This is a genomic window from Peribacillus sp. FSL K6-5616, from assembly GCF_038008245.1.
Taxonomy (GTDB): Bacteria; Bacillota; Bacilli; order Bacillales; family DSM-1321; genus Peribacillus; species Peribacillus frigoritolerans.
On the sequence record NZ_JBBOYT010000001.1, the window covers coordinates 955,248 to 980,864 of the forward strand.

General features: G+C 40.6%; 19 protein-coding genes and 2 riboswitches. Of the genes, 13 read left to right on the forward strand and 6 right to left on the reverse strand.

Annotated elements, in window-relative coordinates:
* Positions 1-184: 184 nt before the first annotated feature.
* Both MHB45_RS04610 and cphA read left to right on the forward strand, forming a co-directional pair.
* Positions 185-997 (forward strand): cyanophycinase, encoded by an 813-nt coding sequence (locus MHB45_RS04610; protein ID WP_048687263.1) that lies wholly within the window; start codon positions 185-187, stop codon positions 995-997.
* On the forward strand, positions 994-3,615 hold the full coding sequence (gene cphA / locus MHB45_RS04615) for a cyanophycin synthetase (protein WP_072272660.1): 2,622 nt from the start codon (positions 994-996) through the stop codon (positions 3,613-3,615). The genes MHB45_RS04610 and cphA overlap by 4 nt, the downstream gene beginning before the upstream one ends.
* Positions 3,616-3,699: 84 nt before the next feature.
* Here the strand turns inward: cphA and yidC are convergent, their stop codons facing one another.
* Together yidC and MHB45_RS04625 are read right to left on the reverse strand one after the other, a co-directional pair.
* Entirely contained in the window at positions 3,700-4,485 is a 786-nt protein-coding gene (gene yidC, locus MHB45_RS04620; protein ID WP_226990517.1) for a membrane protein insertase YidC, read from the reverse strand.
* A 28-nt stretch (positions 4,486-4,513) separates the two neighbouring features.
* Positions 4,514-4,801 (reverse strand): hypothetical protein, encoded by a 288-nt coding sequence (locus tag MHB45_RS04625; RefSeq protein WP_048687259.1) that lies wholly within the window; start codon positions 4,799-4,801, stop codon positions 4,514-4,516.
* A 287-nt stretch (positions 4,802-5,088) separates the two neighbouring features.
* On the opposite strand from MHB45_RS04625, the gene MHB45_RS04630 reads away from it, so the two are divergent.
* Complete coding sequence (locus tag MHB45_RS04630) at positions 5,089-5,547, forward strand: hypothetical protein (RefSeq protein WP_053087441.1); 459 nt, start codon at positions 5,089-5,091, stop codon at positions 5,545-5,547.
* Positions 5,548-5,898: 351 nt separating this feature from the next.
* Here MHB45_RS04630 and MHB45_RS04635 read toward each other — a convergent pair whose 3' ends face one another.
* Positions 5,899-6,720: a glycerophosphodiester phosphodiesterase gene (locus tag MHB45_RS04635; protein WP_048687256.1), complete on the reverse strand. Its 822-nt coding sequence runs from the start codon at positions 6,718-6,720 to the stop codon at positions 5,899-5,901.
* 177 nt (positions 6,721-6,897) lie between these two features.
* Here MHB45_RS04635 and MHB45_RS04640 point away from each other — a divergent pair, with 177 nt between their 5' ends.
* Positions 6,898-8,214, forward strand: coding sequence for an MFS transporter (locus MHB45_RS04640; protein ID WP_048883225.1), 1,317 nt, complete (start codon positions 6,898-6,900; stop codon positions 8,212-8,214).
* A 53-nt stretch (positions 8,215-8,267) separates the two neighbouring features.
* On the opposite strand, the gene MHB45_RS04645 is transcribed toward MHB45_RS04640, so the two are convergent.
* A complete protein-coding gene (locus MHB45_RS04645; protein WP_034314249.1) occupies positions 8,268-8,684 on the reverse strand; it encodes an organic hydroperoxide resistance protein in 417 nt (138 codons plus the stop codon).
* Positions 8,685-8,863: 179 nt separating this feature from the next.
* On the opposite strand from MHB45_RS04645, the gene MHB45_RS04650 reads away from it, so the two are divergent.
* From MHB45_RS04650 to MHB45_RS04660, 3 genes are read left to right on the forward strand one after another with little or no spacing between them, the layout of a single operon-like run.
* The gene (locus tag MHB45_RS04650) at positions 8,864-9,247 is read left to right on the forward strand and encodes a GntR family transcriptional regulator (RefSeq protein ID WP_048687253.1); all 384 of its coding nucleotides are present in this window, start codon (positions 8,864-8,866) and stop codon (positions 9,245-9,247) included.
* A complete protein-coding gene (locus MHB45_RS04655) occupies positions 9,244-10,143 on the forward strand; it encodes an ABC transporter ATP-binding protein (RefSeq protein ID WP_048687251.1) in 900 nt (299 codons plus the stop codon). The genes MHB45_RS04650 and MHB45_RS04655 overlap by 4 nt, the downstream gene beginning before the upstream one ends.
* Positions 10,118-12,085 carry a DUF6449 domain-containing protein gene (locus tag MHB45_RS04660; RefSeq protein ID WP_072272661.1) on the forward strand — a complete coding sequence of 656 codons (1,968 nt, stop codon included), beginning with the start codon at positions 10,118-10,120 and terminating at the stop codon, positions 12,083-12,085. Before MHB45_RS04655 ends, MHB45_RS04660 begins: the two co-directional genes overlap by 26 nt.
* 98 nt (positions 12,086-12,183) lie before the next feature.
* Here MHB45_RS04660 and cspD read toward each other — a convergent pair whose 3' ends face one another.
* Complete coding sequence (gene cspD, locus MHB45_RS04665; RefSeq protein WP_034314240.1) at positions 12,184-12,387, reverse strand: cold-shock protein CspD; 204 nt, start codon at positions 12,385-12,387, stop codon at positions 12,184-12,186.
* An 895-nt stretch (positions 12,388-13,282) separates the two neighbouring features.
* Here cspD and MHB45_RS04670 point away from each other — a divergent pair.
* Positions 13,283-14,857, forward strand: a complete 1,575-nt coding sequence (locus tag MHB45_RS04670; RefSeq protein ID WP_072272662.1) for a peptide chain release factor 3 — start codon at positions 13,283-13,285, stop codon at positions 14,855-14,857.
* Positions 14,858-15,148: 291 nt separating this feature from the next.
* Here MHB45_RS04670 and MHB45_RS04675 read toward each other — a convergent pair.
* Positions 15,149-16,479 (reverse strand): IS3 family transposase gene (locus tag MHB45_RS04675; RefSeq protein ID WP_253349165.1). Its coding sequence is split into 2 segments (ribosomal slippage): positions 15,149-16,107 and positions 16,107-16,479, totalling 1,332 coding nucleotides; the frame shifts between segments, so codons are not numbered across the junction.
* A 269-nt stretch (positions 16,480-16,748) separates the two neighbouring features.
* Positions 16,749-16,858: riboswitch (guanidine-I (ykkC/yxkD leader) on the forward strand.
* A gap of 65 nt (positions 16,859-16,923) precedes the next feature.
* Between MHB45_RS04675 and MHB45_RS04680 the strand changes: the two genes are divergently transcribed.
* The 5 genes from MHB45_RS04680 (at position 16,924) to atzF (ending at position 25,308) form a co-directional block, all read left to right on the forward strand.
* Complete coding sequence (locus tag MHB45_RS04680) at positions 16,924-18,288, forward strand: APC family permease (RefSeq protein ID WP_081088548.1); 1,365 nt, start codon at positions 16,924-16,926, stop codon at positions 18,286-18,288.
* 91 nt (positions 18,289-18,379) lie between these two features.
* Positions 18,380-18,488: riboswitch (guanidine-I (ykkC/yxkD leader) on the forward strand.
* Positions 18,489-18,540: 52 nt separating this feature from the next.
* A complete protein-coding gene (locus MHB45_RS04685) occupies positions 18,541-19,281 on the forward strand; it encodes an urea amidolyase associated protein UAAP1 (RefSeq protein WP_048689122.1) in 741 nt (246 codons plus the stop codon).
* Entirely contained in the window at positions 19,281-19,931 is a 651-nt protein-coding gene (locus MHB45_RS04690; protein ID WP_048689119.1) for an urea amidolyase associated protein UAAP2, read from the forward strand. The genes MHB45_RS04685 and MHB45_RS04690 overlap by 1 nt, the downstream gene beginning before the upstream one ends.
* Before the next feature lie 18 nt (positions 19,932-19,949).
* Entirely contained in the window at positions 19,950-23,600 is a 3,651-nt protein-coding gene (uca, locus tag MHB45_RS04695) for an urea carboxylase (RefSeq protein WP_340907447.1), read from the forward strand.
* The gene (gene atzF / locus MHB45_RS04700) at positions 23,566-25,308 is read left to right on the forward strand and encodes an allophanate hydrolase (RefSeq protein ID WP_072272666.1); all 1,743 of its coding nucleotides are present in this window, start codon (positions 23,566-23,568) and stop codon (positions 25,306-25,308) included. Before uca ends, atzF begins: the two co-directional genes overlap by 35 nt.
* The last annotated feature ends 309 nt before the right edge of the window (positions 25,309-25,617 follow it).

The following is a 25,617-nucleotide window of genomic DNA, read 5'->3' on the forward strand; positions in this document are numbered from 1 at the left end:
TTTTTACACACTCCTTTTATTTTTTACTCTATTACTTTTCCTCTTTTTTCATTAAGTTAAACAAAATTATGCAGTTTGCCATTTTTATGAATGAATACTGAAAGAATTTGCCATACTAGTCATTATGTGTTCTGTTTAGAGCAATTTCATGATGTGAATCCATTTGTAAAGGTGAGTATGATGAATGAATTGTGGTGAATTACTTATCATTGGCGGGGCAGAGGATAAGTGCCTTGAAGGTGAAGTATTAAATAAATTTGTCGAGCTTGCAACCCATAGCGAAGGCGGAATAGGAATATTGCCTACAGCGAGTGAAATTCCTGAGGAAGTGAGTACAGAGTATATTAAGATTTTCAGGGATTTAGGTGTGGACAGGGTTGAAGTGATCAAGCTGGATTCAAGGCAAGATGCAGACGATCCGGCAATTTGTGAACAGCTAGCATCCTTTTCCGCCATCTTCATTTCAGGGGGAAACCAAAGCCGATTGTCTGAACTGATTGGAAAAACAAAGTTCCACGATGCCCTTTCTAAAGCATGGCATGAAGGAATGGTGATAGCAGGGACAAGTGCTGGTGCTTCGATTTTAGGTAAGTATATGATCGTTGCGGCTGACACGATGCTGAATGACAATAAGTTAAAGGTTGAAATTGGCTTAGGTTTCGGCTTCCTGGACGGACTGATAATCGATCAACATTTTTCCCAGCGTGGCCGATTTGACCGTCTGTTAAGTGCAATAGCAGGGAAAAAAGAAATTATGGGTATTGGCATTGATGAAAATACAGCAATTTTAGTTAAAGACGGTCATTTTGAAGTAGTCGGCCAACATCAAGTATTGGTTCTTGATGGCAGCACCAGTGATTATATCAATATCACATCTTCTGATAATGGCAGTGAAGAGTTGACTCTTTCGGGATTTAACCTTCATGCACTAACCAGGGGATACCGTTTTGACCTGCTTACCAGGAAATTGTTGATGAAAAAGGGGATCCAACAATGAAGATCAATCGAGTCCGTTATTTAAAAGGACCTAATTATTTTGCTTATACACCTACGATTTGCATTGAATTGGATATAGGGGAACTGGAACAGAAACCATCTGATTCAATCCCTGGATTCAATGAAAAATTGTTAAAGGCGCTCCCGAACTTGGGAAGCCATACATGTTCAAAAGGGTATCGAGGCGGTTTCGCCGAAAGGCTGAGAAAAGGAACATGGATGGGACATATATTGGAGCATATGACGATTGAGCTTCAAAACTTGGCCGGAATCGAAGCCATTCGCGGAAAAACGATAATGATGGAAAAGAAGGGTTTTTATTATGTTACCTTTGACTATCAGGAGCCTCACTCAGGTCTTCAAGCTTTTTTAGCAGCGAAAGATATCGCGGAAGCCATCCTGAATGGTGAAAAACTTATAAATGTACAATCTTATGTAAAACAAATAGAGCAGTTATATTATAAAAATAAACTGGGGCCAAGTACCGAAGCCATTTTTAAGGCAGCACAAGCAAAAGATATCCCTGTCGAGCGAATGGGTGATGAAAGCTTACTGCGTTTAGGAACAGGTGCAAGGCAGAAGTATGTCCAGGCGACAATCTCTAGCCAGACTTCGAATATTGCGGTTGAGAATTCATGTGACAAAGCATTGACCAAATCCATTTTAAGAGGTTGTGGCCTCCCTGTACCTGAAGGGGAAGTTGCCCATTCCATTGAAGATATCTTTGCCTCGGCGGACAGGCTGGGTTTTCCACTGGTCATAAAACCGTATAATGGGAGACAGGGTCAGGGTGTCATCACCCATATCAAAAATAAGGATGAGCTATTCAATGTAATCAATTGTTTGGAGTTGCATGTGGAGAAGTACATTGTCGAACGGCATATTGAAGGACATGATTATCGGTTACTGATAGTTAATGGAGAACTTATCGCCGCCAGTTTGAGGCTTCCTCCCTATGTTATTGGCAATGGCAAGGAAACGATACGCAGTTTAATAGAAAAGGAAAATGGTAATGATTTGCGGGGAGATGGTCATGAAAAGCCGATGTCAAAAATCCCACTTACACATACCGTGACGTGTTATTTGGAAAAGTCGAATCGGACGCTCGATACGATTCCGAATCAAGGGGAATTGGTTCAGGTTGTCGGCAATGCAAATCTTTCGACTGGCGGAAAGGCAATCGATGTAACGGACCAGGTTCATCCGACCATTAATAATATGGCTGTTGCTGCTGCGAAAGCGATCGGTTTGGATATCGCCGGAATAGATTTTATTTGTGAGGATATATCAAAACCGATCGAATATTCAAGGACTGCAATTATTGAAGTGAATGCTGCACCGGGAATTCGAATGCATCATTATCCAAGTGAAGGGAAAAAAAGGGATGTAGGCAAAGCCATTGTCGATTATTTATTTCCGACCAGGGAAGAGGCGGCTATACCGATCATCGCAGTGACCGGAACAAATGGAAAGACGACAACAACCCGATTGATTCATTATTTTCTTACTAATGAAAAAACAAAAGTTGGTATGACAAATTCTGATGGAGTATATATCGGCGATGAGGTATTGGATCACGGTGACTGCAGTGGCCCCGTCAGTGCAAGAATGGTATTGGCCCATCCTGAAGTCGATATTGCCGTATTGGAAACGGCCCGGGGCGGGATTCTGCGTGAAGGTCTGGCTTTTCGTAAATGTGATGTGGGGATCATCACCAATGTAAGTGAGGATCACCTCGGCCGTGATGGAATCGATACATTGGATGATCTCATTAAATTAAAGAGGCTGGTAGCCGAAGTCGTAATGAAAACAGGCTATTGTGTACTGAATGCAGATGATCCGAATGTAGCTGCCATGAACGCTTATACAGATGGGGAGGTCATTTACACCTCTACAGATGCCACCCAGCCTCACGTGAAAGCTGCGATAGATAAGGGATGTAAAGTTTGGTACGTCAATGAAAAAGGCGTCATTTGTCATTCAGCTGATGGAGTCATCCATCCATTTATGGATTGCACCATGGTTCCAATAACGATTTCCGGCATGGCAAGTCATAATATCGCCAATTTACTTCAGGCGTTAGCCGCAGCCGAAACACAAGGCATTTCCATGGAAGAACTAAGAAGGAAGGCTGCCACATTTATGCCTGATACGAATTTGTCCAAAGGACGGTTCAATTTGAAAAAGTTGAAAGAGCGCACGATCATCATTGACTATGCCCATAATGAAGCGGGATTGAAGGCCATATTCGAAACGGTCAGTGCCTATAACAAAAATCATCTTATCACTGTTTTGGCAGGGCCGGGGGACCGTATTGATGAAGAACTTATCAGACTCTCCAAGGTAGCGGCCATTAATTCCGATCTGTTCATCATTAAAGAAGACGATGATTTGCGGGGAAGGGAGCCGTTAGAAGTAGCCGGGCTGCTTCAGGATGCTGCGGTAGAAGCTGGGTTACAAAAAGATCGGACATTCATCGAACCTAATGAATTGGACGCATTCATAAAAGCCTGGGAGAAATCACAACCGGGTGACCTATTATTGTTCTTTTACACGGATTTTGAATATGTAGAGGGATTTTTCGAAAAAGTTTCAACAAATCCATTGCCGAAGAAATAAAACAAAGTGATCTCACCCTGGAAATCCTATCAATTTCCAGTGCAAGTGGAAAATGAAAGTATGAAAAAAGCTAATCCAAGTGGATTAGCTTTTTTTCATGACCGTTTCATTTGCAGCCGGGACTGCGGCATGGTCTTTTTTATATATTCGCTGAAGCACGATTGACTGAACAATCATGAATATACCTCCGATTGACCAATATAGTGGCAATGCAGCAGGAGCGGAGAAAGAAATGAATAAAATCATTGCTGGTGAGAGCAAGCTCATCATCTTCATTTGTTTCTGCTGTTCTTCCGGCATTTGTCTCACGGATATGACCGATTGGAAATAATAAATGACACCAGCGATAATCGCCATGGCAATATTCGGCTGGCCTAGGCTGTACCAAAGGAAACTATGGGTTGCAATTTCATGGGAACCTTGAATCGCGTAATAAAAGCCCATTAGGATCGGCATTTGAATCAAGAGCGGCAGACAGCCCATGTTTAAAGGATTGACTCCATGCTTTTGGTAAAGCTGCATCATTTCCTGCTGGAGGGCCTTTTGTTTAGCTGGATCTTTCGTCTCTTTGATTTTCTGCTGGATTGCTGTCATTTCCGGTTTCAGCCCATTCATCTTCGTCTTCATGCTAAGCTGTGTTTTATATTGCTTGGCAGTCAGTGGAAGCAAAACAAGGCGAATCAAAAATGTCATCATGATGATGCTTAAACCATAGTTGCCATTAAATAAATCAGCATTGAATTCCAGCATTTTTGTCATGGGGTTAACCAATGCTGTATGAAATGGACCGCTCGTTGCTGCTGAGCAACCAGTCAAAAGGGTCGTTGCCAAAAATAGGACGGCAATTAAAAACATATTTTTCTTCTTCAATATAATTTCCTCCTCGAATTGTTAATGTTTAAACAACTAGAAGGAGGCTTGGCTCATCGGAATCATCTGGTGAATCCTTTTGCCGGATAAAGGTGAAAAAGCGCTGTGCACCGCGCCAGTCGAAAATGCTGCCTGCATGAACAGGGGATTTACTTTTATCTGTATGAACGGAAGCTTGATATTTGTCATTCAAGAGTGATTGCTTTTTATTTAAGAAGTAAAACGCGGCCAGTGGAAAGACAAAGGTAAATAAGTAACCTGCCCATACCGCATGGCGAACGGTTTGATAATCGAATTCTAATAATAATTCCCACATAGGAATCCCTCGTTTTTTCAAAGATAATGAAATTTGTCCAAAAATGATTTAGGGCCTAAATGACTTTTGACCATTTTGAGTTTAAATCATTAACAACACTATATCAATTCTAGGGCAAGAAAGCTAAAAAATATAGGGATTTATTCAAAAAATAAACAGGGAATATTTTCTGATGAATGAATAGATTAAATAGCAACCAATTTCGAGACTGTCCAGAGCAAAGCATGCACACATGGTCATTCGACTACATACGGATAAAAGGAAGTTCAATTATGAGGTGAAAAGGTATGAAACCATACGATTCATTGAATCAACAGAACGACCATAACGGTAATGATCAAAATGCACATCTCCGAAATATGGGCAAAGATTTCTTGGTAGCGCCATATCCATTAGAAAATCAGATGATGGAAGTAAGGACTCCTCCTGGCCCGCCTGGTCCTTCCTATGGAGGGGGCCAGCCGCCGCCACGGCCGCCGCACGGAGGAGGACCGCCTCATATAGCTCCGCCATTATTCACTCCACAACTTCATGAAGGAATGTATAAGGCAATGGACACTGGGTCAATGAAACGCTGCTTATACAAACATACGTATATTTGGCTTAAGAATGGCCGTTCATTTTGGTTTTACCCAACATATGTCGGATATAATTCAGTGGCAGGTTATCGATGGAGACGAAGTCAACAGCGATGGGCTTATTATGGAACGGACGCGCATGAAATACAGTTCTTTCATTGTTATTAAAAACAATCCGCATTTGCGGATTGTTCAGAATGTAGACAAACTCGATGAAAATCGAGTTTGTCTACATTGTTTTGCTTGTGCAAATTTGGAAGTTGATTGGAATGTAGGGCACTCGCTTTCTGCGGGCGGTCCGCCCTCGGCGATCTTGCGCCTGTGGGGTCTCCCTTGATTCGCTATTCCCGCAGGAGTCTCGCACACCCGCTCCAATCAACTATGTTTTTGCCTGCAGTCTTTTGTTCTTAACCATTAATCGAAATTTCATAGGGAATTTTAAAAGGGATTCGGAATGGTCTCACCCTGAATTGTGTAAAGAACTAGTTATCTTCATTTTTTCACTTATCATTCAAAGTTTCAATCCAAAAAATAATCCGGAAAATCGGAAATGATACCATCTACCTGCATCATTTTGAACATGTGTATTTGTTTTTTATTGTTGACAGTCCATGTAAATACTTTCATCCCGTGCTTTTGGATTCGCATTTGCAGCTTCGTACTCAAAATCGTTTGTTTTGGATTCAAAAATGATGCAAACTCGGCAATCTCTTTTAATTTTTGGTCATTGATTCGCCGTTTTATCAAAACGCCCACTTGTATGTCCGGCATTAATTGATGAAACCTTTTCATGGATTCCATATCGAACGAATGAACCATTATCTTATTTTTACTCGTTGAACATTCTTGGAATTCACCTAATTCTTCTGCAAGTTTCTCTTCTATGCCGGGATAAGCAGAGGGATGTTTCAATTCGATTAAAATGCCGACTTCAGACCCGAAATTCTCCAATACCTCCCTTAGTAAAGGAATCCTTTCGTTTTTATAGCGAGAATGATACCAGCTTCCTGCATCCAGTTCCTTTAATTCGGCTGCCGTGTAATCACGGAGGTTCCCTTTGCCGTTTGTGGTTCGATCCAAGGTGGGATCATGATGAACCACAAGGACATCATCTTTACTGAGGTGGATATCCACTTCCAGGAAATCAGCTCCCAATTCAATTGCTTTTTTATAAGATGCCATTGTATTCTCGGGGCAGTATCCAGATGCACCTCGATGTCCAATTTTAATGGGGGAATGCTGCATCATTAAGCTTTTAGGGAAATCACTTTTTGATCTTTTAGCGTAGAGAGCGAACAGGACAAGCATGATTATCACGATAATAAGAAAAAATGCGGTCATCTTTCACACTCCTATCAGGCACAATGATTAAAAGTAAGCAGGACAGTCTCATTTCATAATATTACATGTTAGGCAGGAAAAAATCATGTTTTACACAATGTTATAATCCGACTTAAAGGATTTATTGGAAAGGTATGGAATACATATAATTTAAGTATCAATAAGGAGGGAAAGCAGATGGAATTGCAGGTGAAACCGAAGTCTAAAAAATGGAAAGGGAATTTTGGTTTATATTTTTCCCTACCCATTCTCTCTTGGGCGTTTTACGATTTTGCCAATACGATTTTTTCTTCTAATATCAATACGATTTTCTTTCCATTCTTCCTCCAGGAACAGATTGGGGAAAATGCCGTTCTTGATCAGATTGCGAGTACCTTCATCTCCTACGCTAATGCGATTGCCAGTTTGTTTCTTGTTTTGTTTTCCCCGCTGTTCGGTGTCATGATCGATCGAACGGGAAAAATGAAAAAATACATTATGATTTTCACACTTATTTCCGTTGTATGTACATTTTTAATGGGGGTATTCGGAGGGATGTCGTTGGATGGAAAGATTCTGGGGATTCCCGTTTCCTTGGCGATCGTCATTCTTTTATTTGTGATAGCAAAGTTTTTCTATCATTCGAGTCTTGTCTTCTATGATACGATGATGAGTGATTTAGGCACGAAACAGCAATTGCCGCTTATATCAGGGTTTGGCGTGGCGGTAGGCTACCTTGGAACGTTGGTGGGACTGTCAATCTATCCATTCATTAGTAAAGGGAGTTCACATGAAGCCTTCATTCCCACGGCCATTTTATTTCTGGTTTTTTCCCTTCCCTTATTCTTTTTTTTAAAAGAGTCTCCAAAACAGCAAAAAGCGAAAGAACCTTTTTTATCTGGTTATAAGGAAATTAAATCAACATTTAAAGAGATGCGATCCTATCGATCGGTTTTTACATTCATGATTGCTTATTTCTTTTTAAATGATGCAATTGCGACCACTATCGGCATGATGGCGGTTTATGCCAAGACTGTTGTTGGATTTTCCTCCAGCGGATTCATTTTGCTTTACTTGGTATCGACAGTATCGAGCATTGCCGGATCGTTTCTGTTTGGATACGTCACGCAGTCGAAGGGACCGCGGCTGGCTGTGACATATGTGGGAGTTCTGCTCTTGGTCGCATTATTTATAGCGGTCTTCGCACAAACCGCCCTTTGGTTCTGGGTTGCAGGGAGTATGTTCGGCATTTCGCTAGGTTCGATGTGGGTGACATCACGGACGTATATCATTGAATTGACTCCAGATGAGAAGAGGGGGCAATTTTTTGGACTATTTGCATTTTCTGGAAAAGTCTCTTCAATAATCGGTCCGTTATTATATGGAACGATAACGTTGATATTCCATGACCTCGGTACATTGGCGAGCCGGATGGCATTAGGGTCATTGATCATCATGGCGATAATAGGTCTTGGCTTTCTTTTGAAACTGAAGGGATTGGAAGAAGTGAAATAAGAAAAAGGGACTGGAGCCGGCCTTAATGCCGTATCCAGTCCCTTGCTTAAACGTTATACCAAAATCAAGGTGACATCGACGTTTCCGCGTGTTGCTTTTGAATAAGGGCAGGTCATGTGTGCTTTTTTGGCGAAGTCTTCGGCTTCTTCCCTGCTTAGGTCGGGAATCGAAACATCCAACCTTACAGCCAATTTAAAACCGCCGTCTTCCTCATCTTTACCGATCGTTACATTTGCCGTCACGGACGTATCGACCTTTTTCTTTTCTTTTTGCAGTACAAGATTCAAGGCACTGTCAAAACATGCCGCGTAACCGGCTGCGAATAACTGTTCAGGGTTTGTGGCGCGCTCACCGGAACCACCTAATTCCTTCGGTGACCTCACATCGAAATCCAGAATCCCGTCCTCTGATTTAATATGTCCTTCACGACCACCGTGTACGGTAACTGTAGCTGTATATAATGGTTTCAATGAAAACAACTCCTTTATTCATTCTTACTATCATTACTTCCCTGCTGTAAGTCTTGTTAAACAAAATGAAAGCGAGTATTGTTTGAAAATGGTATTAAATTGGTTTTAAATTGGAAGATATTGTTTTATAATGTACTGTATTAGGAGATGTAATACACCCATTGCAAGGAGGGTTTATGATGATTGAGTTGGATGTTCAAAGTGGAAAGCCGGTATATGAGCAATTGATGGATAAGTTAAAGGAACTAATGATCAATGAAGTTTTACAGGAGCATAATCAGCTCCCATCCATACGAATATTGGCTCAGGAGTTGACCATCAATCCAAATACGATCCAGAAAGCGTACAAGCAGCTTGAGTCTGACGGGTTTATATATACCTTACCAGGCAAAGGGAATTTCGTGGCACCTCCTAAATCCTTCAAAAATTCATTGAAAGAAGAAGAGATCAGAAACGAGCTTTCAAAGGTACTCGCTGAAGCTCTGTATATCGGAATCGATAAACATGAAATTTATAGAATAATAAAGGAAATCAGTCCATTGGCAAAGGGGGGGGATTCATGATTGAAATGAAACAGGTGAGTAAATTATATGAAGGAAAAGAAGCAATCAAAAACATCACCTTGGTTATACCAAAAGGCTCCATATTCGGGTTATTAGGTTCAAATGGGGCGGGGAAAACGACTCTATTAAAAATGCTTTCAGGCAACCTGATACAGGATGCAGGTGAAGTTCTTATTGATGGATCATATGTGTTTGAAAACCGTGAAGTGAAAAATCGTTGTTTCTTCCTTCCTGATACGCCTTATTTCCTGGCTAACTATACGATCACGCAAATGGCAGGTTTTTATAGCCATATTTATAGCGAGTGGAATCAAGAACGTTTCTATCAATTACAGGAAGTATTCCCGATACCCGTCCAAAATAAAATACATAAACTATCGAAGGGGATGCAGAGACAGGTTGCTTTTTGGCTAGCACTCTCGACGATGCCGGAAGTTCTAATATTGGATGAACCGTTTGATGGATTAGATACGGTCATGCGGAAAAATGTGAGACAGTTGTTGATTCAGGATGTTTCGGAAAGGGATATGACGATTTTACTATCGTCCCATAATCTCCTGGAAATTGAAGATTTAGCCGATCATGTAGGGATTTTGCATAAGGGTGAGCTTGTTATCCAAAAGGTTTTGAATGACTTGAAAGCTGATGTACATAAAGTGCAAATTGCCTTTAAGCATAAAATTCCCCATGGTTTATACCGTGGAATTCAAATCCTTAACAAGGAAAGACGCGGCAGCGTGATCGTTTGTATCGTTAAAGGTAGTGAAGCCATGATTAAATCGCATTTTAACCAGTTTCAGCCAGAAATATTAGATATTCTCCCCCTTACTCTTGAGGAGATATTCATTTATGAAATGGGGGATATCGGTTATGTCATCCAGAATAACCTGGTTTAATAGGGAACTGATTATCTATATTTTCAGAAGCACTGGCTGGATTGGTTTCCTATATCTTGTAGGCCTCATATTTGCGCTGCCTCTGGAAATGTTAGCGATTATCTTGAATGGGAACAATGAATATGTGGAATTCGAAAACCTTTTTTCCTGTCAGCAGATGATACAGTTTGTCTTGGTCATCGTTATTCCAGTATTACTTGCCATCTTCCTTTTTCGGTTTTTACAAATGAAACAAGCCTCGGACTTCATTCATAGTTTACCGATTACGAGACGCAGCATCTATGCTCATATGATTGGAACGGGAATTGGCTTCATGGGTTTGCCGATTTTACTTACAGGTTCAATATTGATATTATTTCACTCGGCAATTGATATAGAACGGCTATATACCATGACGGATATATGGTCTTGGATGGGGACAACATTTATTTTGGAAGCTTTGATCTTTTCTGTTGCCGTTTTACTTGGAATGGTTACGGGATTATCAGCCTTTCAAGGAGTGCTGACCTATATTTTTCTTACTTTGCCGGTGGGGCTTTTTGTTTTGTTTGCAGCTAATGTGAAATTTTTGATAGCAGGATTTTCTGCAGATTATTATCTAAGTGCCAATATGAATGGCATCTCCCCATTATTAGCAGCAACGGAGATGGAAAAAATCACTTTCTTCTCTATTAATACATTAATTTATAGTATATTAACCTTTCTTTTTCTGATCAGCTCTCTTTTTCTCTATGAGAGGAGAAAGCTGGAGCGTGTGTCGCAGGCATTTGTTTACCCGAAGATTAAGCCAGTGTTTAAATTCGGCCTGACATTATGCATGATGCTGTTTACAGGGCTTTATTTTAGCGAAACGACAGGCGAACCTGGGTGGATTTTTTTCGGATATACCGTCGGTTCTTTGCTTGGATATTATTTAGGGGAAATCGTCCTGCAAAAGACTTGGCGAATACGGGTCAACCTGAAAGGTTATGTAGCGTTTATAGCGGCTTTCATTGTGCTGGCACTCATTATAAAAATAGATCCCCTTCAGTATAAGACCAAGATTCCTGATGAAAAGATGATTAGCCAAATTTATATTGGTGATTCTCCTATATTTTTTGAAGGCGATGACACCTCGAATAATGCTTCCAATTATCTTAAAGAGAAGGAAAATATTGAAGCGATCAGGTTATTGCATCAGGAAATCATCGATAAGGGTAAAAAGGTTTCCATTGGTGAATGGAATGATGGTCAATCCGTATTTCTGATGTATGAACTCAAGAATGGGAAACGGTTAGCAAGAGAGTATCATTTGCTGAATTACGACTCATACATGCCATTATTGGCGAAAATATATGGGTCTAATGAATATAAAAAAATGGTTAATCAGGTATTGAATGTTTCCGCTCAAGACGTTTCTGAAATCAAGATAACGGCGAGCGGCCAAGTTGACAAATCCATAACGATCACGGACCGTCAACAGCTGGAAGCTGCAGTGAAGGCATTGTCGGAGGACCTGAATAATCAATCGTTCGCACAAATGACTTCTTCTTTTGGTGATTACGCCTCCATAGAGATTCTTTTGAATGATAACAAAACCATTTATATGAATGGGGACTCTTCATATCCTCAGTTTTCAGAATGGATGGTAAGTACCGGACAATCGGAACAAGCACTGTTAATGGCTGATGATATTTCTTATATCCTGGTTGCGAAGTCCGATTCGAAAATTTATCACACGAATTCTGAAAGTGAACTTGCACAGCAGATTGAACAACAGCCAAATCGCTTGAAAATTAAGACCGCTTCTGAAATCGAGACAGCGATTGATAATGCCCAAATAGATTGGAGCGGGGAGTATTCAGCTGCCTTTTATTATAAAGAAAGCAGAGATGTGGACATCAAGAGTTTTTCTGGCGAACATGTTCCCGATTTCATTTTGGATCATTTTAATGAAAAATAACGTGAATATTTTGCATGTACATATAAAGGAAAGGATGCCGCCCGATATGGGCGGCATCCTTTTGCATTGCCTATCAATTATGTTTGTGTATCTATGCTTTAGAGTTTTACGACGTTTTTAGCTTGAGGTCCGCGGTTTCCTTCTTCGATTTCAAATTCAACCTCTTGACCTTCATCAAGGCTTTTGAAACCTTCTCCTTGAATGGCGGAAAAATGTACGAAAACATCATCTCCGTTTGGTACTTCGATGAAACCAAATCCTTTGTCACTATTGAACCATTTCACTTTACCTGTTACTGTCATTCGATGAATCCTCCTAAAAAGTTAAAAAATATTAATGGTGATGATTTTACCTAGATGGAAAAATCAATTTCACACATTATCCAGCACCCTCATTCAAGTTAAATTATCATACGACGATGCTTGATAATATGTGAAAGCCTACAGGAAAAATTACCACCGTAACCTCTGGAGCAATTTCCATTTTTTTAGTATATACCCACCTTTATAAAGGATAAAACAAATGGAAGTAATTTATACATTCCCATTTGGGGAAAATAATATTAGACAGGTTTTATACGGGGAAATATAACGGTATTGTCGCACGGGATTTTCCTTGATTGAAATTTGACGGGGGATTCCATGTCCAAAATGAAATGCCTTTATGGTTGAAATCAGGAAAACAATTTGGCATTAAAGTTTTCTGCGAAAATAATCGGGTATAGGATAAGAAAGAAAGGACTGATGAAAAATGAAGAAATTATTAAAAAGGGCTCTCATTTTTGCTGCTCCAATCATATTCAAGGAAGTAAAAAAACGCTGGAAGAACAAGCGGAATCAAAAATCGTTTAAAACGGCAAGGTAAATAAATAAACCATGAATAAATGAACGGTAATCATATGGATCAAGATAAGGGGCGCTGATTAAGCGTCTTTTGTTTTGCCATCTGAACAAATCCCCTAATGGGTGTTTCATTCACCTCTACATCTTTCCTTCATATCGTGTTAAAATAGAAAGGTTGATTGAAATGAATGCTGAGTAGCCAATGCTTAAGCCTTATGATATATTTTTTCTTACATATATTGTGTATGATCAGGATTTTTGCATACAAAGAAAGGTTGCCATTCCAATGTAAAAAATACAATAAACCTCCTATAAATTTTTTTATTGATGACTCCAATAATGAAAGGAACATATTATGACTAATTTAAAAGACGAGGTTCAATCCCGACGGACCTTCGCAATCATCTCTCACCCGGATGCCGGGAAAACGACTTTGACAGAAAAATTATTGCTGTTTGGCGGCGCGATCCGCGATGCCGGAACAGTTAAAGCTAGAAAAACAGGGAAATATGCAACCAGTGACTGGATGGAAATTGAAAAGCAACGGGGAATTTCCGTTACATCTTCAGTCATGCAATTCGATTATGATGACTTCCGTGTCAATATTCTCGATACACCGGGCCACCAAGATTTCAGTGAAGACACATATCGTACACTGATGGCTGTTGATAGCGCCGTGATGATCATCGACTCGGCAAAAGGTATCGAGGATCAAACGGTTAAATTATTCAAAGTATGCCGGATGAGGGGTATACCGATTTTCACTTTTATCAATAAAATGGACCGACAAGGTAAAACACCGCTAGAATTGCTTGCCGAACTTGAAGAGGTATTAGGAATAGAAACATATCCAATGAACTGGCCGATCGGGATGGGAAAAGACTTCGTGGGCATTTACGACAGGTTCAACAATCGGATTGAACAGTTCAAAACTGAAGGGGAAGAGCGTTTCCTTCCGTTGAATGATGATGGTGAACTCGAAGTGGATCATAAACTTAAGGATTCCCAGTTATATGAGCAAACTTTGGAAGAAATCATGCTGTTGACGGAAGCGGGTAACCAATTCTCTGAAGAAAATATCGCGAATGGTAAACTTAGTCCTGTATTTTTCGGAAGTGCTTTAACGACATTCGGTGTTCAGACGTTTTTGGATGCTTATCTGAAGTTTGCACCAGCTCCACAAGCACGGATGACAACCTCAGGTGAAATGGATCCTGTCAGCAATGATTTTTCCGGTTTCATTTTCAAAATCCAGGCGAACATGAACCCAAAACACCGTGACCGAATCGCTTTCCTTCGCATTTGCTCCGGTAAATTCGAGCGTGGAATGAGCGTCAACTTGAGCAGGACAGGGAAACCGATCAACCTTTCTTCCTCTACTCAATTCATGGCTGATGATCGAAACACCGTAAATGAAGCGGTAAGCGGAGATATCATCGGTTTATATGATACTGGTAATTACCAAATTGGTGATACGATCACTACAAGCAAAGACATGTTTCAGTTTGAAAGGCTGCCTCAGTTTACGCCGGAACTATTCATGAGGGTAACAGCTAAAAACGTCATGAAACAGAAACATTTCCATAAAGGTATTAACCAACTTGTACAAGAAGGGGCAATTCAGCTCTTCAAAACGGTTAGGATGGAAGAATATCTGCTTGGTGCGGTTGGGCAGCTTCAATTTGAAGTATTCGAGCATCGAATGAGGAACGAGTATAATGTTGAAGTCGTGATGGAGCGCATGGGCAGCAAGATTACACGCTGGGCTGAGGATGAAAAGCTTGATGAAAATCTTCATAGCTCAAGAAGCATCCTTGTTAAGGACCGGTTTGATAAATATGCATTCTTATTTGAAAATGAGTTTGCACTTCGTTGGTTCCAAGATAAAAATCCTGACGTGGAATTATATAATCCAATGGATTTGAAATAATGAAGAAAGCCCGTGTTATATACACGGGCTTTTAGACTGTAGCCAAACTCGATGAAAACTCAGTTTGGCTGAAGTTTTTTATTTAAAAAGTTCAGTTTTTAGAAATCTGCTCCCTTTCCGCCGACTGTCTGCCAAGCCGCATTATAGCAAACGCATTTGGTGTCTCGGCTAGCCAGTAATTCGGCAGGAGTGTCGCAAATTTCTTCAATCCAATGAGGATTACAGAAAAAAACCCAATTTCTCAATTTTAATGATGTAAAGTGTACCCTTTGTAAAGGACATTAAAAAAACCTAGGCAGTTTTAAGAAGATGATCTCTATATTGAACAGGGGTCATCTTTTTTAAATTCCACTGATATCTATAATGATTGTAATAAATCATATATTGTTTAATTTCTTTTCTTAACTCATCTAGACTTGTACATGCTTTAATAGAGGACTCGTCTTTAAGATGGCCAAAGAATGATTCCTGTGGTGCGTTATCCCAACAGTTTCCTCGTCTTGACATAGATGGGCGTAACCCTAATTTCTTCACAGCTTTTTGAAAGATAGGACTTGTATAATGAACACCTTGATCTGAGTGAATTAAGGCATCTTTTGCTTTTTTAAAGTTTTTGTTCTTCTTTAACTTCTTGAGTGTATCTGTAGCTAAATCTAAAGTCATACGGTCTGATAAATGGTAGGCTAATATTTCTCCAGTCGAACCATCTTTAATGGCTGATAAGTAGGCTCTCATTCCTTTACCGTAATGTAAATAGGTGATATCCGTGAGGAGTACTTTTCCTGGAACCCCTTGCTTAAATTGTCTGTTTAGAAGGTTAGGTACAACGCGATGTTCTTTTGTAGCTTTCATCATTCGTCTGTAAGGATTTGCTTTTCTAATAGGGCAAACAATGCCATACTTGTTCATGATTCGTCGAATACTTTTCAAATTGTAGACAATATTAAATTGGCCCGCCAAAGTCATTTTAATTTGACGTGCACCTTTCTTACGATTTTTAAAATGGAAAGCTTTTAAGATGATCTCCTTTACGGCCTCATCTGTTTTATCCCTAAGCTTTCTTCTTTCTTGTGATTCCAACGAGAAATAATTATAATAACCACTTCTTGAGACGCCAGCCAGAATACAAAGATAACTGACCATATTTTTCAATTGATACTTTTCAATCACTGACCGAATAAGTATATACTTTTGGCTAGGAGAAAGCTCTATTTCTTCATCCCCCTTTCTGCAATACGAATCTTTTTTAATAGTTCGTTTTCCGCCTTTAGTAAGGTAATTTGTGCTTCTAAACGAGCATTTTTCTCTTCTAAGGTAAGTTCCTTTTCTCTAAGACGTCCTGAGTTTTCAGTTCTAGTGTCAAGTAAACCGATTATCCCCTTATTCTTATAAGCATTTTGCCATCTTTTGTTCGCGGAATAAATTCTGTCCATCCCCAAAACCTCTGGATCAAACCCACAATGTTCAAATATTTCTCTCGCAGCCTTTCCTTTCTCTCTTTCAGAAATAAAAATATGCTTAAATTCATCTGTATAAGTGATTCCTTTTGTACCAACTGCTTTAACATATTTATTAGTTGATAGCTGCTTGGTCTCTTTCTCTGTGAAAATCTTTTTACTCATTATTTTCCCGTCTCCATGTTATCTCTAGTTGTGTTTCTTAATTATACAAAAAAGTACCCTATTGGTAGACTTTTTTTTGGTGTCTACTTAATAGGGTACATTGTAATGAGAAATTGGGTTTTTATTATATTGGAATTTTCTCTAATGCCGCATGATTAAAGTCCGTCTGGAAATGAATTTTCTGTGTTAGATATCCTTACATGTTTATAGAAATCAATTTTTCCTTACTATATACTTCATTAAAGAAGTTTACTCTAGTAATCATTAATAAAATTGCTCTCTAGGGTTCCGTTTAAAGAATCATCTTTAAAGCCTGGTCCGAGAGAGAGCGTACAGCTAGTTTTAGCTGTATACACGGAGGGAAAAAAGCCCGGGAGATTTTTTTATAAAAATTCCCCTGGGCTTTTTTCCTTTTCCTATTAACCTGGCAAAGGAGAATGAATGATGAGTGAAAATTTAGGACTTGTTAAATCACTAAAGCTGCCTCATGTTGTTTTTATGGGCCTCGCTTGGATGACACCAATGATTTATTTTACAATCTATGGTGTAGCTTATGAGGCTGCAGAAGGTAAAATGGCAGTTGCTTATATCGTTGCATTTCTGGCTATTTTCTTTACCGCCTACAGCTATAGCCGAATGGTAAAGGCTTACCCCATCGCTGGTTCTGCCTATACGTATACGAAGAATTCTATTCACCCGAAAGCCGGCTTTCTTGTCGGATGGGCCCTTCTCATCGATTATGTTTTTTCTCCTATTATCGCCATTTTAACGTTTGGGATTTTCATGAATACAGAATTCCCTGCCATTCCTACTTATGTTTGGATCATCATCATGAATATCGTACTTGCTGTTGTTAATATCCTGGGCATTAAATCTGCGGCGCGTATAAGCGGAATATCTGTTCTATTACAAATCGGGTTTATCTTTCTTTTTTGCATGTTGATCATAAAGGATATTCTAGCAGGCGAAGGAACAAGTTCCATCCTTACGTTAGCTCCATTCTTTGGTGAAGATGCAGCAATGGGCACTATTTTTTCAGGTGCTGCGCTGATATGCTTCTGTTTTCTCGGTTTTGATGCCGTTACGACCATGGCTGAAGAAACTGTTGATGCACAAAAAACAATACCTAAGGCTATTTTCCTCATTATTTTTATCGCAGCGATCATGTATATTTCGATCTCTTATCTGATACAAATCGCCTATCCGGATTTTACTTTTGTTAATGCTGATAATGCCGCCTACAGCCTTGTTCGATTGATTGGAGGAAATCTGTTAAGTTCATTGTTTATCATGGTGTTAATAGTTGCGACTTTTACACAAGGTCTTTCTTCAGTAACAAGTGTGAGCCGTTTTCTTTATGCACTAGGACGTGAATCCATTCTTCCCAAAAAATTATTTACATCCCTGCATCCAAAATACAAAACACCGGTTTCAAATATTATATTCATTGCTGTAATTTCACTTTCAGCTGTTTTTATTAGTCTGAATTCAGCTGTATTATTTGTAAGCTTCGGTGCATTAACCGCTTTTATATTCGTCAATCTTTCTGTTATTGCACATTTCTATATCAAACTAAAAAAACGCTCACCAAAAGAAACATTTTTATATCTTGTTTTTCCGCTAGTCGGTGCCACTTTTATCGGATGGCTTTTAACATTGCTTGACTTAGCTACACTTAAATTCGGTGTGAGCTGGATAATGATCGGTTTTGTTTACTTGTTTATAAAGAAATGGTCGAAAGCAAAAGAACGGAAATTTGCCATCTCAACACTTAAGCGAATCCAATCGGAAAAAAAGTATGTGAGATAATCTGACATGTTTGTTGTTCTTTAATACAGCTTTCCGTTATATTAGGTACATCAAATCGAAACTAATAAAGGTTTCCACATTAGGTTGGAAACAAAAAGCTTTCTAGGGTTCCGTTTAAAGAATTATCTTTAAAGACTGGTCCGAGAGAGAGCGTACAGCCATTACGGTTGTATACACGGAAGGATAAAAGCCTGGGAGATTTATTTCTCTCAGGCTTTTATCCTTTTTTATTCCAAAAGGAGGAAAATCATAATGAATGGCATTAATACCACGATCGTATCAAAAATGATTTCGCCGGGAGGAAAGTGGTCTTCCCGCATAAAAAGAGGGAAACAAATCACATTTACTGCAATGGAAGATGGTGCGAATGTATCGCTGCTTCTCTATAACGCAGATGATACAGCTGAACGATATAATATGCCAGATACATTAAAGGCTCAATATACAGCCTATTTGACAAAAGGAAATGTCCTATTGAGCGATAACGGTCGTGTTCTTGCAAGTATCACAGAAGACTCGATTGGCTGGCATGATACGATCTCCGGATACTGCACCCGCCAGCAAATCGATCAAAAGTATGGAGAAACGACTTACCAAGAACTGAGAAATGACTGGTATCAAAATGGTGAAGGAAATCTAATCGTTGAGCTGTTCCGCAATGGATTAACAACAAGTGATTTATCACCTGTCGTGAATTTGTTTTCCAAAGTGTCCTGCGATGATGAAGGCAACACGCAATTTGTCCAAGGACACACTAAAAAAGGGGATAAGGTTACACTTCGAACGGAAATGGATGTCCTTCTCGTTTTATCCAATACACCAAATCCACTCGACACAAACAAAACGTACACAACTGCACCAATTGAAATAACAATTACAGATGCCGAACCTGTTAAAGAAGACGATGTTTGCTTAAATCATCGCCCAGAAAACCGAAGGGCCTTTGAAAATACTTGGGAATACTTACTTCTTTCTAAAGGAGGAATTCAATAATGGCTGTTTTAAATTATGTCGAAAGCGAACGTAAAGTGGAAGAAGCAATTTATTATAAAAAATTAATGGCTGGAAACGGCTGGCTATATACTTTAGAACCGGGCCAGGTGTTTCGAATCGTGGATTTAGAAGGAAACCAAGCGGCAGACACCCTCTTTTTTGATGCGGATCAGCCTACTGACCATTACAGTGCAGTGAACACGATTCAGTGTCAGCAAAACATTTATTTATCAACGGGGTCTGTGCTTATTGCAGAATCAGGGAAAGAACTAGTGAGAATTATTGCTGATACTTGCGGACGCCATGATACACTCGGTGGTTCCTGCTCTGCACAGAGCAACACAGTTCGGTATTCACATGATACGCTGCCAATGCATAACTGCCGCGACACATATATGCTTCAGTTAGCCAAATATGGTGAAAGCTTCACAAAAAGGGATCTTGCCCCAAATGTCAATTTTTTCATGAATGTCCCCGTTACACCCGAAGGAGATTTGAAATTTACTGATGGTGTTTCAGCACCTGGACATTACGTGGAAATGCAGGCAATCAGCCGGACAAAGGTATTAATCAGCAACTGTCCGCAGCTGAACAATCCTTGCAACGCATTTAATCCAACACCAATTCAATTATTGATCTGGGATAAATAGAACAGGGGAGTGAAGAACATGTTGAAGAAAGTACTAATAGCAAATCGCGGCGCAATTGCCACCCGAATCGAAAAAACTTTACGACGGATAGGAATCCAAACCGTTGCTGTCTATACGAAAGCAGATCAGGATAGTCTGCATGTGGACTTGGCGGATGAAGCTGTTTTAATCGGTGAAGGTGCTGCCAAAGAAAGTTATTTAAATGCTGATCTTATTCTAAAAACTGCTATCGATACAGGAGCAGATGCCATTCATCCTGGATATGGATTTCTAAGTGAAAATGCGGACTTTGCGCGTGCCTGCCGTAAACACGGCATTAAGTTTATCGGTCCAGCACCTGAACAAATTGAAATGTTCGGCTTAAAGCATTCAGCACGTGAAATGGCTGAAAAAGCGAATGTCCCGCTTTTACCGGGTACATCGCTGATTAACGATGTCAATATAGCCCTAAAAGAGGCAGAACGGATTGGTTATCCGATTATGTTAAAAAGTACAGCTGGCGGAGGGGGCATCGGCATGCGTATCTGCCTGGATAAAGTTTCACTACGTCAAGCATTCGATACTGTTAGCCGCCTGGCAGAAACCAACTTTAACAACGGCGGTGTTTTTTTAGAAAAATACATTCAGAAGGCACGCCATGTTGAAGTTCAAATATTTGGTAATGGATTTGGTGAAGTTGCAGCACTAGGAGAACGCGATTGTTCCATTCAACGACGCAATCAAAAAGTTCTTGAAGAAAGTCCAGCACCGCTTCTTTCTCCTTCTGTACGGGAAAATATGTTGGCAGCGGCAAAACGGTTGGCACTTGAGGCTGGCTATCGTAGCGCCGGTACAGTTGAATTTTTATATGATCCAGAAACAGAGAATTTCTACTTTCTTGAAGTGAATACACGCCTTCAAGTTGAACATGGTGTGACTGAAGAAGTGCTGGGTATTGATTTGGTTGAGTGGATGGTGCTTGAAGCGACAGGGGAATTGCGTGGGCTGGATACCTTATATTCATCGCCAAAAGGGCATAGTATTCAGGCACGGATTTATGCAGAGGACTGCTTAAATGACTTTCGCCCAAGTGGCGGGCAAATTGACCAAGTCCGTTTCCCGGAAGGAGCCCGGATTGAAACATGGGTGCGAGATGGAATCAACATCACTTCTTTTTACGATCCAATGTTGGCAAAAATAATCGTTCATGCGGAAACAAGAGAGGAGGCAATTGACCTCTTAAGTATAGCCCTTGAAGAAACGAGATTATATGGAGTGACAACAAATCTACAATATTTACACGCTCTTTTACAGGAAGAGGATTGTAATTCAGGCCATGTGCATACGCAAATGTTGGAACATTTTACGCCGGATGAAAGGGCGATTGAAGTACTTGATGGCGGCATTCAGACAACTGTACAGGACTGGCCCGGCCGTATCGGTCATTGGAATGTTGGTGTACCTCCTTGCGGACCAATGGATCCTTTCGCATTCCGTATTGGAAACAAATTATTAGGAAATGATGATCAGGCTTCAGGTCTTGAATTAACCCTTCGGGGCGGGTCCTATCGTTTCCGGGTAGACATGTCCATTTGCCTGACTGGTGCTGATATGGAAGCGAAACTTGATGAAAAAGAAGTATCAATGTATAGCGTGATTAATGTAAAACGTGGTCAAGTATTATCATTCGGTGAAGCTTTACAGGGCATGCGTACGTATTTATTGGTAGCCGGTGGATTGGATATGCCGCTTTACCTAGGCAGCTCCTCAACCTTTACACTTGGAGGTTTAGGCGGACACGGCGGACGTGCGCTACGAACAGGCGATGTGTTAAGGGTTAACTCAAGTTCTGCACCTGAACAGCTGGAACTCCCTTTTGAACTTCGGCCTCCATTAACAAAGGAATGGACGATCGGTGTGATTTTAGGTCCTCATTGTACAGAGGAATACTTAATGCCTGATTATCTTGATCAATTAACAGACACAAGTTGGGAAGTGCATTTTAACAGTTCACGGACAGGAGTTCGTTTAATAGGACCAGCGCCGCATTGGGCACGTGAAGATGGAGGGGAAGCGGGTCTGCATCCATCCAATATTCACGATAACGCCTATGCAATTGGAACCCTGGATTTAACCGGCGATATGCCTATCCTGCTCGGTCCGGATGGTCCGAGTCTTGGCGGTTTCGTTTGTCCAGTCACGACCGCTTCCGCTGAATTTTGGAAAATCGGCCAGCTTCATGCCGGCGATCGCATTACTTTTCAGCTGTTAACAATAGAAGAAGCAAATGTACTTCGTCAGACACAGGAGCAATTTTTAGGTGCCATTGGTAAAAATCATGTGGAAACAATGCTTCCTTTTCTACCTGAAAAAACAGACTCGTTTTTACCAGGCTATCCAGTTCTTGTTCAAGGAACAGACCGCCGTTTTCCATTGACGATTCGTGCCGATGGTGACGAAAATATCCTGATTGAATACGGTGAAATGGAACTTGATCTTTTGCTCCGATTTCAAGTGCATGCATTAATGGAAGCCATACAGTCCCGTGATGATATCCCGGTGATTGATTTAACGCCAGGCATCCGTTCTTTACAAGTTCATATCGATGCGACAAAAATGTCGATCGTTTCACTTTGTGAAATAATTGAATCGATTGATAGCACGCTGCCTCCGCTTGAAGAAATGGAAGTACCATCACGTATTGTCCGTCTTCCACTTTCGTGGGATGACCCTGCTACACAGCTGGCCATTGATCGTTATCAAAAAAATGTCCGTCCAGATGCGCCATGGTGTCCAAGCAACTTGGAATTTATCCGCCGTGTTAATGGATTGAATGAGATTGATGAGGTGCAAAAAGTGGTCTTTGATGCCAATTATTTAGTTCTTGGTCTAGGTGATGTCTACCTCGGCGCACCTGTTGCAACGCCTATCGATCCGCGGCACCGTTTAGTTACGACAAAATACAATCCAGCCAGAACATGGACGCCGGAAAATGCAGTGGGCATAGGTGGGGCTTATATGTGTGTATACGGAATAGAAGGACCAGGTGGATATCAATTTGTCGGTCGAACGGTTCAAATGTGGAACCGTCTGCGTATAACGAAAAGTTTTACCGAAGGGAAACCATGGCTACTTCGCTTCTTTGATCAAATACAATTTTATCCAGTTGGTGCAGATGAACTTCTCGACATGCGAGACGGATTTTTACGCGGCCAGTTTGAAGTCGATATTATTGAAACGACCTTCAAACTAAGTGATTATCTAGCTTTCTTAAGTTCAATAACTGAAAGCGCGGATGCTTTCCGGGAAACACAGCAGTCTGCCTTCCATGAGGAGCGTGTAAGATGGCGTGAATTGGGACTTGACGAATTTGTTTCAGAACAAGAAGTGAATGAAACGCAAGAGGAAGTATTACCGCCAGGTGCTGAAGCTATACGCTGCACAATGCCAGGCAGCGTATGGAAAGTCCTTGTCTCACCAGGCGAAGAAGTGAAGAAAGGCGATACACTCATAATAGAAGAAAGCATGAAGATGGAGTTTCAACAATTGGCTCCAAGTGATGGATTCATTCATTCTGTCCATGTAGTGCCAGGTGAAGAAGTTCATGCCGGTCAATTGATTGTTTCTATGACAAATGAAAAGCGAGGTGCTTCCAATGATGAACATACCGGAAATGTTGTCCATTCCTAAACTGAGGGAAAGATATCAGTCTAGGGATTTAACACCAGAAGCACTTATTCAAGAGATTGTAGATCGGGCAATCGCAGACAAAGAATATAACGTTTGGATTACTCCGCCTACGATGAAGTTGATTCAACCGTATTTAGATCATTTAAAACAAATGGATCTAGAGCAAAAGCCGCTCTGGGGCATCCCGTTTGCGATTAAAGATAATATTGATCTTGCGGGTGTTCCTACTACAGCCGGATGTGCTGCGTTTAAATACATTCCGGATGAACATGCAACAGTTGTTAAGCGTCTAATTGAGGCTGGTGCCATTCCGATAGGTAAAGCAAATCTTGACCAGTTTGCAACGGGTCTTGTTGGAACAAGAAGTCCTTATGGAGAAACTAAAAATGCGCTGAACCCTGAATTAATTAGCGGCGGTTCAAGCGCAGGCTCTGCTGTTTCCGTTGCACGCGGTCTGTCAGCATTTGCACTTGGCACTGATACAGCGGGATCTGGTCGTGTTCCGGCAGCATTAAACCGTCTCGTAGGATACAAACCAAGCTTAGGGGCATGGCCTATCAATGGTCTTGTACCGGCCTGCGCCAGCTTGGATTGTATCAATGTCTTTGCTAATAGTCTATCAGATGCTTTGCTTGTCGATGAAGTAGTCCGTGGGTTTGAAGACTCTGATCCATGGTCAAAGCTGATCAAGCGCCGTTCAAATGCGCTTCCCGAAAAAATTTGTCTCGTACAAGAACCTCCTGCTTTTTACGGACCGTTTGCACAGGAGTACAAACAGGCATGGGAAGCGGCTGTTATCAAAATTGAAAACTTGGGTATTCCAATTGAGTACATCGATGGAAACTATCTAGCTGAAGCTGCTGCCATTCTATATGACGGACCATGGGTGGCAGAACGCTGGGCAGAATTGGGTGAATTTATTACGACACATGAGAATGCGGCTTTTCCTGTGACAGAAACGGTACTACGTTCCGGAGCTAAACCGGAGTATGATGCATCTTCCCTTTTTAAAGCGATACACAAGCTTCGGAAGTTTACACAAAAAGCCCGTCAGCAGTTAAAAAATGCGGTATTGATCATGCCGACATCCGGCGGGACATGGACGCGGGAGGAGGTGCGTAAAAATCCAATTGAAACAAACAGTCTTATGGGGCTGTATACCAATCATTGCAATCTATTGGACCTTAGTGCTGTAGCGGTTCCAGCAGAAGATGCTACAGAAAATCTGCCATTTGGGATTACCTTATTTTCAAGCAGTGAAAATGAGAATCTTATTTGCGGCCTTGCGGATTTGTTTTTACATCAAAGGAGTTCTTTTAAAAAGAAGGAAACTGTTTTCGTAGGAGTATGCGGACTTCATATGCGTGGATTTTCCCTTGAAAAACAAATGATTGAACATGGTGCAGTGTTTATTCGTGAAGCGAAAACAGCTCCTGAGTACAAAATGATCCAATTACCCACCGAACCTCCTAAACCTGGATTAATTCATTCAAATGAACGAGGTACATCCATTGAAGTGGAGGTGTGGGAAATTCCACTTACCGAGTTCGGGTCTTTTGTAGAACGTATCCCTTCGCCACTTGGAGTCGGAAAGATTAAATTGGAAGACGGCTCTGAAATTTCAGGATTTATCTGTGAAGCGAGTGCTGCCGAAACAGCAGAAGACATTTCACAATACGGAGGCTGGCGTTATGCCTTTTCCGTTTAAAATAAAGGGTCTAAATTCATGAGCATTAGGCTGATTCGGCCTTAACAGAAGGTTGGTTATATAGCATCGGAAAAATATGAAGATGGATTCACGAGTGTAAGAATGTATTAGGCATAAATGTACGGAGCTACCTATGGGTTATCATTTTGTGAAAAAAGGCAATGTTGGATTTAATATTAAGAATTGAATTCTAGTAAATAAGAAAATTATTCCTTTGACAATCTCCTGAAACTCCTTTATATTTAGCTAGTACTTTAGTGCTTAAAAGCGTTTCAGTAATTGTGAGGAGTTAAAAGGTCCGATCCTTAC

Bases quoted from the DNA above. Each gene is read 5' to 3' on its own strand.
- MHB45_RS04610 (WP_048687263.1), top strand. From the start codon at position 185: ATGAATTGTGGTGAATTACTTATCATTGGCGGGGCAGAGGATAAGTGC.
- cphA (WP_072272660.1), top strand. From the start codon at position 994: ATGAAGATCAATCGAGTCCGTTATTTAAAAGGACCTAATTATTTTGCT.
- MHB45_RS04625 (WP_048687259.1), bottom strand. From the start codon at position 4,801: ATGTGGGAATTATTATTAGAATTCGATTATCAAACCGTTCGCCATGCG.
- MHB45_RS04630 (WP_053087441.1), top strand. From the start codon at position 5,089: ATGAAACCATACGATTCATTGAATCAACAGAACGACCATAACGGTAAT.
- MHB45_RS04635 (WP_048687256.1), bottom strand. From the start codon at position 6,720: ATGACCGCATTTTTTCTTATTATCGTGATAATCATGCTTGTCCTGTTC.
- MHB45_RS04640 (WP_048883225.1), top strand. From the start codon at position 6,898: ATGGAATTGCAGGTGAAACCGAAGTCTAAAAAATGGAAAGGGAATTTT.
- MHB45_RS04650 (WP_048687253.1), top strand. From the start codon at position 8,864: ATGATTGAGTTGGATGTTCAAAGTGGAAAGCCGGTATATGAGCAATTG.
- MHB45_RS04655 (WP_048687251.1), top strand. From the start codon at position 9,244: ATGATTGAAATGAAACAGGTGAGTAAATTATATGAAGGAAAAGAAGCA.
- MHB45_RS04660 (WP_072272661.1), top strand. From the start codon at position 10,118: ATGTCATCCAGAATAACCTGGTTTAATAGGGAACTGATTATCTATATT.
- cspD (WP_034314240.1), bottom strand. From the start codon at position 12,387: ATGACAGTAACAGGTAAAGTGAAATGGTTCAATAGTGACAAAGGATTT.
- MHB45_RS04670 (WP_072272662.1), top strand. From the start codon at position 13,283: ATGACTAATTTAAAAGACGAGGTTCAATCCCGACGGACCTTCGCAATC.
- MHB45_RS04680 (WP_081088548.1), top strand. From the start codon at position 16,924: ATGAGTGAAAATTTAGGACTTGTTAAATCACTAAAGCTGCCTCATGTT.
- MHB45_RS04685 (WP_048689122.1), top strand. From the start codon at position 18,541: ATGAATGGCATTAATACCACGATCGTATCAAAAATGATTTCGCCGGGA.
- MHB45_RS04690 (WP_048689119.1), top strand. From the start codon at position 19,281: ATGGCTGTTTTAAATTATGTCGAAAGCGAACGTAAAGTGGAAGAAGCA.
- uca (WP_340907447.1), top strand. From the start codon at position 19,950: ATGTTGAAGAAAGTACTAATAGCAAATCGCGGCGCAATTGCCACCCGA.
- atzF (WP_072272666.1), top strand. From the start codon at position 23,566: ATGATGAACATACCGGAAATGTTGTCCATTCCTAAACTGAGGGAAAGA.